This is a genomic window from Streptomyces sp. NPDC029836, assembly GCF_055574495.1.
Genome location: NZ_JBVHZI010000002.1, coordinates 783,092 through 794,605, shown reverse-complemented (window position 1 = coordinate 794,605; position 11,514 = coordinate 783,092). Strand labels below are relative to the sequence as shown.

The window sequence follows — 11,514 nt, the reverse complement described above, 5'->3', positions numbered from 1 at the left end:
CGCGGCGGGCCGTCACGTGGACCGGGCCGGCCCCCGCCCCGCCCACCGGCCAATCCCCCCGAATTGGCCCGCCCCCGACCACCGCGCCCCCGTCTACCGTGCCGCCATGGACCGCAGCCTCGCCGATGACCTCGCCCGCCTCCCCGAACTCCTCGACGCCACCCGCCGCGCCGCGACCGAGGTCCTCACGACCCTGGACGCCCGGCCCGTCGTACCGGCCCCCGCCGCCCCGCCCCCACCCGAACCGCTCCCCGAGCACGGCGACGGTACGGAGCAGGCCCTCGCCGAGTTCGGGACCCGCTGGGCGCCGCGCCTGTCGGCCTCCGCCGGCCCCCGCTACCTCGGTTTCGTCACCGGCGGCGCCACCCCCGCCGCCCTCGCCGGGGACTGGCTGACCGCCGCCCACGACCAGAACTCCAACTCCTCCTTCGACGGAGCCGGTCAGCTCCTCGAACGCGAGACCGTCGGCTGGCTCCGCGAACTGTTCGGCCTCTCCGACGTCCACAGCGGCACCTTCGTCAGCGGCGCCACCATGTCCAACACCACCGGCCTCGCGATCGCCCGCGAATGGCTCGGCGAACGCCTCGGGGTCTCCCCGGCCGAGGACGGCGCCGCCGCCCTCGGCCCCGTACGGGTGCTGTCCGGAGCCCCGCACTCCTCCATCGCCAAGGCCCTCTCGTTCCTCGGCCTCGGCCGCTCCGCCCTCGTACGGGTCCCCACCCTGCCCGGCCGCGAGGCCGTCGACCCCGCCGCCCTGGCGCGGGCCCTCGCCGACACCCCCGGCCCGGCGGTCGTCGTCGCCAACGCCGGCACCGTCAACACCGTCGACTTCGACGACCTCCGGGCCGTCGCCGCCCTGAAGGACCACCACGACTTCTGGCTGCACACCGACGCCGCCTTCGGCGCCTTCGCGGCCCTCTCCCCGCGGTACGCCCACCTCGCCGACGGACTCGACGCCTCCGACTCCGTCTGCGTCGACCTCCACAAGTGGCTCAACGTCCCCTACGACAGCGCCGTCCAGTTCACCCGCCGCCGCGACCTCCAGGCCCGCGTCTTCCAGAACGCCGCCGCCTACCTCGGCCCCCTCGGCGACCATCCCGACCTGGTCCACCTCACCCCCGAGAACTCGCACCGGCTGCGCGCCCTCGCCGCCTGGTTCACCCTGCGCGCCTACGGCCGCCGCGGCCACCGGGAGATCGTCGAACGCGACATCGCCTGCGCCCGCGACCTCGGCGAACGCCTCGCCGCCGACCCGGCCTTCAGGCTCCTCGCCCCGGTCCGCCTCAACGTCGTCTGCTTCACCCTCGCAGCCGACCCCACCCCCGAACGGCTCACCGCCCTGCGGGAGGCCGTCGCCGCCGAGGTGTTCGTCACCCCGACCGTCCACGAGGGAACCCCCGCGCTGCGCGCCGCGTTCTCCAACTGGCGTACCACGCAGGCAGATGTGCGCCGGGCCACCGAGGCCCTTCGTACGGCAGCGAAGGAGATCGCATGACAGGACGACCACTGACCCTCCTGGAGGTCGAAGCCCTCGCCCGCACGGCGCACGAGGGCCAGACCGACAAGGCCGGCCGGCCGTACGCCGAGCACCTCGCGGCCGTCGCCGAGGGCGTCCGCCTGCGCGGCGGCAGCGCCGAACAGCAGGCCGCCGCCTGGCTCCACGACTCCGTCGAGGACGACGCCCTCAGCGCCGAATGGCTGGCCGGCGCGGCCCTCCCGGACGCGGTCAAGGCCATGGTCCTGGCCCTGACCAAACGCCCCCGGGAGCCACTGGAGGAGTACGCCGCCCGCATCCTGGCCACCCCGGGCGCCGTCCTCGTCAAGGAGGCGGACCTCGCGCACAACGCCGACCCCGTCCGGCTCTCCGTCCTGGACGACCCCACCCGCGAGCGGTTGTCCGCGAAGTACGCGTATGTCCGCTCCCTCCTCGGCATCACCACGCCGTGAACCCCGCAACACGCCCGCGCGGACGCAAAGATGCGAGGGCGATTTGCCACGAGACGGATAGCCGGGGCCGGTTGGTGGGAGGATGGAGCGTGTGGGGGTGCACACGGCCGTGCACCCCGGGCCGGCCAGGGGACGACCGAAGGTGTGATCAGTAGTGGCCATTTCGCTGTCAGTGGTGGTTCTGTTGGCGATCATCCTGGTGATCATGATCCGCGGCAAGCACATGAAGGCCGGTCCCGCGATCGTCGCGGTCCTCTTCGGCTTCTTCCTGGCGTCCAGCTCCATCGCCCCGGACGTCAACCGCTTCCTGAACTCCCTCGCCGACACCATCGCCGGCATCAAGCTCTGACCCGCCCCCGAATCCCGCTGTGGGAGGGGGCGCGGAGGGCTGATCGGAGCCCCGGGAACGGCGAAGGGCCAGGTCGAGGAAATATCCTCTGACCTGGCCCTTTCGACTTCAGAGCGGGTGACGGGAATCGAACCCGCGTAGCTAGTTTGGAAGACTAGTGCTCTACCATTGAGCTACACCCGCAAGACGTGCGCCGCAGGTCCGTGGACCGCGGCACGGACAGCATCCTAGCGGGTTCCGCTGGGGGATTGCACACCGCTTTGTGCGCCGGCTCGCGCGCCCCGCGTCGCGCGCGCGGTCGTCCGCAGGGGAAACGCGCGTGTCGGAGGGTCTCCGGGCATGTACCCTACGTGTCGCACCGACGGGGTGTGGCGCAGCTTGGTAGCGCGTCCGCTTTGGGAGCGGAAGGTCGTCGGTTCGAATCCGGCCACCCCGACCATGAGTACGACCTCCACGAACGATCGCGTCGATGATCGCGTTGTGGGCTGATTGCCGCTTGCGGTTACTATGCAAGCTGCGTGCCCGTGTGTCTGATGCCGGGCCGAATCCGCTGAACCGCTGCACCGCAGCGTGACGGCAGAACCCCCAGCAGTCAGCCACAAGGAGACCGAACCGTGAAGAGCGCCGTGGAGACCCTGAACCCGACTCGGGTTCGGCTCACTGTTGAGGTGCCCTTCGAGGAGCTCAAGGACAGCCTCGACGCGGCCTACAAGAAGATCAACCAGCAGGTCACGGTGAAGGGCTTCCGCAAGGGCAAGATCCCGGCCCGCGTCATCGACCAGCGCTTCGGCCGCGGTGCGGTGCTGGAGGAGGCCGTCAACGACGCCCTCCCGAAGTTCTACACCGAGGCGGTCAACGAGGCCGACCTGAACCCGCTGGGCCAGCCCGAGGTCGACATCAAGGAGCTGAAGGACGGCGAGCTGCTGTCCTTCACCGCCGAGGTGGACGTCCGCCCCGAGATCGAGATCCCGGACTACTCCGGCATCGAGGTCGAGGTCGACGCCGTCGAGGTGTCCGACGAGGACGTCGAGAAGGCGGTCGAGCAGCTGCGCGGCCGTTTCGCGTCCACCAAGGACGTCGAGCGCGCCGCCCAGGACGGCGACGTCGTCACGATCGACCTTGAGGCCAAGGTCGACGGCGAGGTGCTGGAGGACGGCGTCGCGAGCGACGTTTCCTACACCATCGGCTCGGGCGAGCTCCTCGACGGCATCGACGAGGCCGTCAAGGGCCTGGAGGCCGGTGGCGAGGCCACCTTCACCTCCCAGCTGAAGGGCGGCTCCGCCGAGGGCAAGGACGCCGAGGTCACCGTCAAGGTCACCAAGGTCTCCGCCCGCGAGCTGCCGGAGCTGGACGACGAGTTCGCCCAGATGGCGAGCGAGTTCGACACCCTCGACGAGCTCAAGGCCGACAGCCGCAAGCGCCTTGAGGACACCAAGCAGTTCGACCAGGCCACCCAGGCCCAGGAGCGCGTGCTGGAGAAGTTCCTGGAGCTCGCGGAGATCCCGGTCCCCGAGAAGCTGCTCGCGGACGAGGTCCAGACCCGCAAGCACAACCTGGAGCACCACCAGCTCGGCCAGATGGGTCTGACCATCGAGAAGTACCTGGAGTTCCAGGGCAAGACGGTCGAGGAGTTCGACGCCGAGACCACCGAGCAGGCCGTCAAGGGCATCAAGACCCAGTTCCTGCTGGACGCCCTGGTCAACAAGGAGAAGCTGGGCGTCAACCAGGAGGAGCTCACCGAGCACCTCATGCGCCGCGCGCAGTCCTCCGGCATGTCGCCCGACCAGTTCGCCCAGGCGGTCGTCGAAGGCGGCCAGGTCCCGATGCTGGTCGGCGAGGTCGCTCGCGGCAAGGCCCTCGCGGTCGTCGTCGAGAAGGCCAAGGTCACCGACACCAACGGTGAGGTCATCGACCTCTCCGACGACGAGGACGAGACCGAGGCCGTCGAGGCCGCGGCCGACGCCGACGTCGAGGGCGACGCGGACGCCGAGCCGGCGGCCGACGAGACCAAGTAACACCCCGGGCGAAGCCCATTGAGCAGTGCCGTGAAGGGCCCGGACGCAGCCGCGTCCGGGCCCTTCCGCACGCCCGGTGCGAGAGGCCCGGACCTTGCGCTCCGAGCGAACAGTTCGGGAAGCGGGATGGCGTTGTCCTACCTGCGCGTTAGGGTCCATGAATACGAGGGCACGGGAGTACCCGAAGCCGGAGGGCATCGCTCCACCGGTAGGTCCGCGCCCCAGAACGAGACGCTGAGACGGCACATGGCCGTCGGAGACGAGCAGGTGGATACGTGACGAATCTGAAGCCTTACGCCGCGGGTGAGCCGTCCATCGGTGGCGGCCTCGGCGACCATGTCTACAACCGGCTGCTCGGCGAGCGCATCATCTTCCTCGGGCAGCAGGTCGACGACGACATCGCGAACAAGATCACGGCGCAGCTCCTCCTCCTGGCCGCCGAGCCGGACAAGGACATCTACCTGTACATCAACAGCCCCGGTGGCTCGGTGACGGCCGGTATGGCCGTCTACGACACCATGCAGTACATCCCGAACGACGTCGTCACCATCGGTATGGGCATGGCGGCCTCGATGGGCCAGTTCCTGCTCACCGGCGGCACCGCAGGCAAGCGCTTCTCGCTGCCGAACACCGACATCCTGATGCACCAGGGCTCCGCCGGCATCGGCGGCACGGCCTCGGACATCAAGATCCAGGCCCAGTACCTGCTGCGCACCAAGCAGCGCATGGCTGAGATCACCGCGCTCCACTCGGGCCAGACCGTGGAAGCGATCATCCGTGACGGTGACCGCGACCGCTGGTTCACGGCCGAGGAGGCCAAGGCGTACGGCCTGATCGACGAGATCATCTCCGCGGCGTCCCTGGTCCCGGGCGGCGGCGGCACCGGGGCCTGATCCCGGTCCCGCGCACGGACCCCCGTACGCCCGCCCGCTCCAGGCAAGCCTCAGCCCGCAGAACGCCACCAGGATGGTGAACACCCCGATGTACATGAACAACCTCTCTCCCGCGAGCGGCCTCCACAACGGCCCGCAGGTGGACAACCGCTACGTCATCCCGCGCTTCGTCGAGCGCACCTCGCAGGGCGTGCGCGAGTACGACCCGTACGCGAAGCTCTTCGAGGAGCGCGTGATCTTCCTCGGCGTGCAGATCGACGACGCGTCCGCGAACGACGTCATGGCGCAGCTGCTGTGCCTGGAGTCGATGGACCCGGACCGCGACATCTCCATCTACATCAACAGCCCCGGTGGCTCGTTCACCGCGCTGACGGCGATCTACGACACGATGCAGTTCGTGAAGCCGGACATCCAGACGGTCTGCATGGGCCAGGCGGCTTCCGCCGCCGCGGTCCTGCTGGCCGCCGGCACCCCCGGCAAGCGCATGGCGCTGCCGAACGCCCGCGTGCTGATCCACCAGCCCTCGGGCGGCACCGGCCGCGAGCAGCTCTCCGACCTGGAGATCGCGGCCAACGAGATCCTGCGCATGCGTGACCAGCTGGAGTCCATGCTGGCCAAGCACTCGACGACCCCGCTGGAGAAGATCCGCGAGGACATCGAGCGCGACAAGATCCTGACGGCCGAGGACGCTCTCGCGTACGGCCTGATCGACCAGATCGTCTCCACCCGTAAGAGCAGCGCGGTCTGATCCTTGCCGCCCATCGACGTGGGCGCGTCGCCGTTCGGCGATGTGAACCACGTCAAGGGGGCCCCGCACGGGGCCCCCGGCAAGGTACCGTCGGATATGAGGCACCAGGAGCGCTGAACCAGGCGTCTCCCAGGCGAAGGGGAAGCACCTCGTGGCACGCATCGGTGACGGCGGCGACCTGCTCAAGTGCTCGTTCTGCGGAAAGAGCCAGAAGCAGGTGAAGAAGCTCATCGCAGGACCCGGTGTGTACATCTGCGACGAGTGCATCGACCTCTGCAACGAGATCATCGAAGAGGAACTCGCGGAGACTTCCGAGGTCCGGTGGGAGGAACTCCCCAAGCCCCGTGAGATCTACGAGTTCCTGGAGAGCTACGTCGTCGGCCAGGAGCCGGCGAAGAAGGCGCTCTCCGTAGCGGTCTACAACCACTACAAGCGGGTCCAGGCCGGCGAGAACGGCGGCGCGCAGGGCCGTGACGACGCGATTGAACTCGCCAAGTCCAACATCCTGCTGCTGGGTCCCACGGGTTCCGGCAAGACCCTCCTCGCGCAGACGCTCGCACGCATGCTGAACGTCCCGTTCGCCATCGCGGACGCGACCGCGCTGACGGAGGCCGGGTACGTCGGCGAGGACGTCGAGAACATCCTGCTGAAGCTGATCCAGGCGGCGGACTACGACGTCAAGAAGGCCGAGACCGGGATCATCTACATCGACGAGATCGACAAGGTCGCCCGCAAGAGCGAGAACCCGTCGATCACGCGCGATGTCAGCGGCGAGGGCGTGCAGCAGGCCCTGCTGAAGATCCTGGAGGGCACGACCGCCTCGGTGCCGCCGCAGGGCGGACGCAAGCACCCGCACCAGGAGTTCATCCAGATCGACACGACGAACGTGCTCTTCATCGTGGGCGGCGCGTTCTCCGGCCTGGAGAAGATCATCGAGTCGCGTGCCGGCGCCAAGGGCATCGGCTTCGGGGCCACGATCCGCTCGAAGCGCGAGATCGAGGCCAGCGACCAGTTCCACGAGGTCATGCCGGAGGACCTGGTGAAGTTCGGGATGATCCCCGAGTTCATCGGCCGTCTGCCCGTACTGACCTCCGTGCACAACCTGGACCGCGAGGCGCTGCTGCAGATCCTCGTCGAGCCGCGCAACGCGCTGGTCAAGCAGTACCAGCGGCTGTTCGAACTCGACGGCGTCGAGCTGGACTTCGAGCGCGAGGCCCTCGAAGCCATCGCCGACCAGGCGATCCTGCGCCAGACGGGCGCGCGCGGTCTGCGCGCCATCATGGAAGAGGTCCTGATGTCGGTGATGTACGAGGTCCCGTCCCGCAAGGACGTGGCCCGCGTGGTCATCACCTCGGACGTGGTCCGCTCCAACGTCAACCCGACGCTGGTGCCGCGCATCGTCCCGAAGGACCAGGGCCCGCACGAGAAGTCGGCGTAGCGGTACCGAGGTTACGTACGAGAAGGGGCGCCCCCGCGGGGGCGCCCCTTCTCGCGTGTGCGGCCGGTCGGTGTCAGTTCTTGACGCGGGCGGTGTTGTAGAGCTTCGCCGCGAACTCGGCGTTCTGCTCCAGGGTGTAGCCCGGCTTGCCCGCGAGGAGGGCTATTGCGTCGGAGGCGGAGACGAGGCTCAGGGTGCTGTAGTCACCCCAGACGCAGAGCGGAAACGTCATGACCTTGGGTCCCTTGAAGCTGGGGTCCGTGTTCGTGGCCTTCATCTCCTGGCACTTCATGATGGCTCCGTCGAAACCGGCGGGGCTCATCACCTTGGGGCTGCCGATCAGTTCGACCTGACCCTTGCCCTCCTTGGTGGCCTTCAGTTGGAACGCCGTGAAGTACGAGTCGACGGACTTCTCCGGGTCGGCGACCTCGCCGTAGAGCCCGTTGAAGCTCAGACCCTTGACCGCGAGGGGATTATTGGGGTCGGTGATCTGGTAATCCATGGCCACCGAGGTCGGGTTCTTGACGCCGGCGGCCTCCGCCTCCTTGCGGTCCTCGTCCGTGAACGGCTTCTGCTGGTACTTGGGGCTCTTCTTGAAGTCGTCCACCGTCTCCGGCGCGACCAGCTTGTAGCCCTTGGTGGCGTCGGAGACCGAACCGCCGCTGCCGCCGCCCAGGAAGTACCAGCCGCCGCCCGCGATCACCGCGACGGCCACGACCGCGCCGATGATGACGCCCGTCTTGGACTTCTTCGGGGTCTGCTGCGGGGGCGTCCCGCCGTACGGGGGCTGCTGGGGCTGCTGGTAGCCGTACGCGGGCTGCTGCTGCGGCTGCTGCGGGTAGCCGGGCGCCGCCGGGGGCTGCTGGGGGTAGCCCGGCGGGGGCGAGGCCGGGGGCTGCTGCCCGTAGCCCGGGGAGGGGGCGCCGGGCGGCGGCGGGGCCTGCTGCGGGTATCCGTAGCCGGGCTGCGGGGCGGGCTGTCCGTACGGGTTCGGCTGCTGCGGGGGCTGCTGCCCGTACGGTCCGGGCTGCTGCGGCTGCTGGCCGTATGGTCCCGGCTGGTTGAAACTCATCCCGCGTCCCCCTGTGAGGTGTGCTGCTTATCCGTTCCTCACATCCTGACGGAAGAGCGCCCCGGTCGGGGCGTCGGGGTCCCATGCGTTACCGAACCACGACGGGGCCGGGACCTCCGCGTACGCCCCCGGGGACGGTCCGGCCGCAGGTCGCGCCGACGCAGGGCCCGGGCGCGGAATGGATTCGTACCGTGGGCGGCACCCCCCGTATCCTGTGCCCCGTGACCGAGAACACGCAGACACCCAGCGCCCCCAACTCCGAATTGCCGACCCAGTACGCGCCGGCCGAGGTAGAGGGGAAGCTCTACGAGCGCTGGGTTGAGCGCGGTTACTTCGAGGCGGACGCCAAGAGCGAGAAGCCCCCGTACACGATCGTCATCCCGCCGCCGAACGTCACGGGCAGCCTGCACCTGGGGCACGCCTTCGAGCACACGCTGATCGACGCCCTGACCCGCCGCAAGCGCATGCAGGGCTTCGAGACCCTGTGGCAGCCCGGCATGGACCACGCCGGCATCGCGACGCAGAACGTCGTCGAGCGCGAGCTGGCCAAGGAGGGCAAGTCCCGGCACGACCTCGGCCGCGAGGCGTTCGTCGAGCGCGTCTGGCAGTGGAAGGGTGAGTCCGGCGGGCAGATCTCCGGCCAGATGCGTCGCCTCGGCGACGGCGTCGACTGGTCGCGCGAGCGCTTCACCATGGACGACGGCCTGTCCGAGGCAGTCCAGACGATCTTCAAGAAGCTCCATGACGACGAGCTGATCTACCGCGCCGAACGCATCATCAACTGGTGTCCGCGCTGCCTCACCGCGATCTCCGACATCGAGGTCGAGTACCAGGACGACGACGGCGAGCTGGTCTCCATCCGCTACGGCGAGGGCGACGACGCCATCGTCGTCGCGACGACCCGCGCCGAGACGATGCTCGGTGACACGGCCGTCGCCGTCCACCCCGAGGACGAGCGCTACAAGCACCTCGTCGGCACCGAGATCGAGTTGCCGCTGACCGGCCGCCGCATCCCGATCGTCGCCGACGAGCACGTCGACCCCGAGTTCGGCACCGGCGCCGTCAAGGTGACCCCGGCGCACGACCCCAACGACTTCGAGATCGGCCAGCGCCACGGCCTGCCGAACATCGCCGTCATGGACGAGCACGCCGTCATCACCGTCCACGGCCCGTTCCTGGGACTGGACCGCCTCGAAGCACGCTCCGCCATCGTCGCCGCGCTGCGCGCCGAGGGTCGGATCGTCGCCGAGAAGCGCCCGTACAGCCACTCCGTGGGCCACTGTTCGCGCTGCAAGACCACCATCGAGCCGCGCCTGTCGATGCAGTGGTGGGTCAAGGTCGCCCCGCTGGCGAAGGCGGCGGGCGACGCCGTCCGCGACGGCCGGGTCAAGATCCACCCGCAGGAGATGGAGAAGCGCTACTTCGACTGGGTCGACAACCTCCACGACTGGTGCATCTCGCGCCAGCTGTGGTGGGGTCACCGCATCCCGGTCTGGTACGGCCCGAACGGCGAGATCGTCTGCGTCGGACCGGACGAGCAGCCGCCGACGGGCGAGGGCTGGCACCAGGACACCGACGTCCTGGACACCTGGTTCTCCTCCGGCCTGTGGCCCTTCTCCACGCTCGGCTGGCCGCAGCAGACGGAGAGCCTGGCGAAGTTCTACCCGAACTCCGTCCTGGTCACCGGCTACGACATCCTCTTCTTCTGGGTCGCCCGGATGATGATGTTCGGCCTGTACGCGATGGACGGCACCCCGCCGTTCCACACCATCGCCCTGCACGGCATGGTCCGCGACCAGTTCGGCAAGAAGATGTCGAAGTCCTTCGGCAACGCCGTCAACCCGCTGGACTGGATGGACGAGTACGGCTCCGACGCCGTCCGCTTCACCCTGGCCCGCGGCGCCAACCCGGGCGTCGACGTTCCGATCGGCGAGGACTGGGTCCAGGCCTCCCGCAACTTCGCCAACAAGATCTGGAACGCCACCCGCTTCGCGCTGATGAACGGCGCGACCATCGAGGGCGAGCTGCCGGCCCCCGAGGAGATGTCGGCGACCGACCGTTGGATCCTGTCGCGGCTCAACAAGACCGTGGCCGAGGTCGACGCGTTCTACGACGACTACCAGTTCTCGAAGCTGTCGGACTCGCTCTACCACTTCGCGTGGGACGAGGTCTTCAGCTGGTACGTCGAGCTGTCGAAGACGACCTTCTTCGCGGGCGGCGAGCAGGCGAAGGTCTCCGGCCGGGTCCTGGGCGAGGTCCTCGACGTCATGCTGCGGCTCCTGCACCCGGTGGTCCCCTTCGTCACCGAGACGCTGTGGACCACGCTGACCGGCGGCGAGTCGCTCGTCATCGCCGACTGGCCGAAGGACAGCGGTTTCCGCGACGAGGCCGCCGAGGCCGAGATCGCGACCGTCCAGGCCGTGGTCACCGAGGTCCGTCGGTTCCGCAAGGAGCAGGGCCTCCAGGACGGGCAGAAGGTTCCGGCCCGTCTGGACCTGTCGGGTACCGCGCTCGCCGCGCACGAGGGTGCCATCCGGCAGTTGCTGCGCCTCCAGCCGGAGGGTGACGCGTTCAGCGCCACCGCGACGCTCCCGGTCGCCGGCGCCACCGTCGCGCTCGACCTGTCGGGCACCATCGACGTGGCCGCCGAGCGCAAGCGCCTCTCCAAGGACCTCGGCCTCGCGGAGAAGGAGAAGCAGCAGGCCGAGGCGAAGCTCGGGAACGAGGCGTTCATCGCCAAGGCCCCCGACAACGTCGTGGACAAGATCAAGGGCCGGCTGGCCAAGGCCGAGGCGGACATCGCCCGGATCCAGGCCCAGCTGGACGGGCTGCCCGCCGCGTAAGCACGGGTGAAGGGCCCCCGTACGGCTGTCCGGCCGTACGGGGGCCCTTCGCGTTCCCCGACCGCGCCCGACCGCGCTCTCCTCACAGCAGCCGGGTGCCGAACCGTTCCAGGACGAGGACGAGGACGAGGACGAGGACGAGGACGAGGACGAGGACGAGGACGAGGACGGCGACGACCGCGTACGGGGTCACCGGGACCAGCCAGTGG

9 protein-coding genes and 2 tRNA genes are annotated in these 11,514 nt (G+C 69.2%); 9 read left to right on the top strand and 2 right to left on the bottom strand.

Annotation, left to right across the window (positions count from 1 at the left end):
• The first annotated feature begins 106 nt into the window (after positions 1-106).
• The 3 genes from ACZ4XJ_RS09380 to ACZ4XJ_RS09370 all read left to right on the top strand — a co-directional run bounded on the left by ACZ4XJ_RS09380 (position 107) and on the right by ACZ4XJ_RS09370 (position 2,296).
• Positions 107-1,495, top strand: coding sequence for a pyridoxal phosphate-dependent decarboxylase family protein (locus ACZ4XJ_RS09380; protein WP_468495765.1), 1,389 nt, complete (start codon positions 107-109; stop codon positions 1,493-1,495).
• Positions 1,492-1,947 carry an HD domain-containing protein gene (locus ACZ4XJ_RS09375; protein WP_383991611.1) on the top strand — a complete coding sequence of 152 codons (456 nt, stop codon included), beginning with the start codon at positions 1,492-1,494 and terminating at the stop codon, positions 1,945-1,947. The genes ACZ4XJ_RS09380 and ACZ4XJ_RS09375 overlap by 4 nt, the downstream gene beginning before the upstream one ends.
• Before the next feature lie 154 nt (positions 1,948-2,101).
• Positions 2,102-2,296 (top strand): hypothetical protein, encoded by a 195-nt coding sequence (locus tag ACZ4XJ_RS09370; RefSeq protein WP_361601697.1) that lies wholly within the window; start codon positions 2,102-2,104, stop codon positions 2,294-2,296.
• A gap of 112 nt (positions 2,297-2,408) precedes the next feature.
• Here the strand turns inward: ACZ4XJ_RS09370 and ACZ4XJ_RS09365 are convergent.
• A tRNA-Gly gene (locus tag ACZ4XJ_RS09365) sits at positions 2,409-2,479 on the bottom strand.
• A 179-nt stretch (positions 2,480-2,658) separates the two neighbouring features.
• Here ACZ4XJ_RS09365 and ACZ4XJ_RS09360 point away from each other — a divergent pair.
• The 5 genes from ACZ4XJ_RS09360 to clpX all read left to right on the top strand — a co-directional run bounded on the left by ACZ4XJ_RS09360 (position 2,659) and on the right by clpX (position 7,390).
• A tRNA-Pro gene (locus tag ACZ4XJ_RS09360) sits at positions 2,659-2,735 on the top strand.
• Positions 2,736-2,910: 175 nt separating this feature from the next.
• Entirely contained in the window at positions 2,911-4,311 is a 1,401-nt protein-coding gene (gene tig, locus ACZ4XJ_RS09355; protein WP_362876814.1) for a trigger factor, read from the top strand.
• A 275-nt stretch (positions 4,312-4,586) separates the two neighbouring features.
• Positions 4,587-5,204, top strand: coding sequence for an ATP-dependent Clp protease proteolytic subunit (locus ACZ4XJ_RS09350; RefSeq protein ID WP_362876813.1), 618 nt, complete (start codon positions 4,587-4,589; stop codon positions 5,202-5,204).
• Between the two features lie 73 nt (positions 5,205-5,277).
• A complete protein-coding gene (locus ACZ4XJ_RS09345; RefSeq protein ID WP_362876812.1) occupies positions 5,278-5,952 on the top strand; it encodes an ATP-dependent Clp protease proteolytic subunit in 675 nt (224 codons plus the stop codon).
• A gap of 151 nt (positions 5,953-6,103) precedes the next feature.
• Positions 6,104-7,390 carry an ATP-dependent Clp protease ATP-binding subunit ClpX gene (gene clpX / locus ACZ4XJ_RS09340; RefSeq protein WP_362876811.1) on the top strand — a complete coding sequence of 429 codons (1,287 nt, stop codon included), beginning with the start codon at positions 6,104-6,106 and terminating at the stop codon, positions 7,388-7,390.
• Positions 7,391-7,463: 73 nt separating this feature from the next.
• Here clpX and ACZ4XJ_RS09335 read toward each other — a convergent pair whose 3' ends face one another.
• The gene (locus ACZ4XJ_RS09335; protein WP_468495764.1) at positions 7,464-8,462 is read right to left on the bottom strand and encodes a hypothetical protein; all 999 of its coding nucleotides are present in this window, start codon (positions 8,460-8,462) and stop codon (positions 7,464-7,466) included.
• Between the two features lie 221 nt (positions 8,463-8,683).
• Here ACZ4XJ_RS09335 and ACZ4XJ_RS09330 point away from each other — a divergent pair, with 221 nt between their 5' ends.
• Positions 8,684-11,305: a valine--tRNA ligase gene (locus tag ACZ4XJ_RS09330; protein WP_362876809.1), complete on the top strand. Its 2,622-nt coding sequence runs from the start codon at positions 8,684-8,686 to the stop codon at positions 11,303-11,305.
• Positions 11,306-11,514: the final 209 nt, after the last annotated feature.

Bases quoted from the DNA above. Each gene is read 5' to 3' on its own strand.
- ACZ4XJ_RS09345 (WP_362876812.1), top strand. From the start codon at position 5,278: ATGGTGAACACCCCGATGTACATGAACAACCTCTCTCCCGCGAGCGGC.
- ACZ4XJ_RS09380 (WP_468495765.1), top strand. From the start codon at position 107: ATGGACCGCAGCCTCGCCGATGACCTCGCCCGCCTCCCCGAACTCCTC.
- ACZ4XJ_RS09335 (WP_468495764.1), bottom strand. From the start codon at position 8,462: ATGAGTTTCAACCAGCCGGGACCATACGGCCAGCAGCCGCAGCAGCCC.
- ACZ4XJ_RS09375 (WP_383991611.1), top strand. From the start codon at position 1,492: ATGACAGGACGACCACTGACCCTCCTGGAGGTCGAAGCCCTCGCCCGC.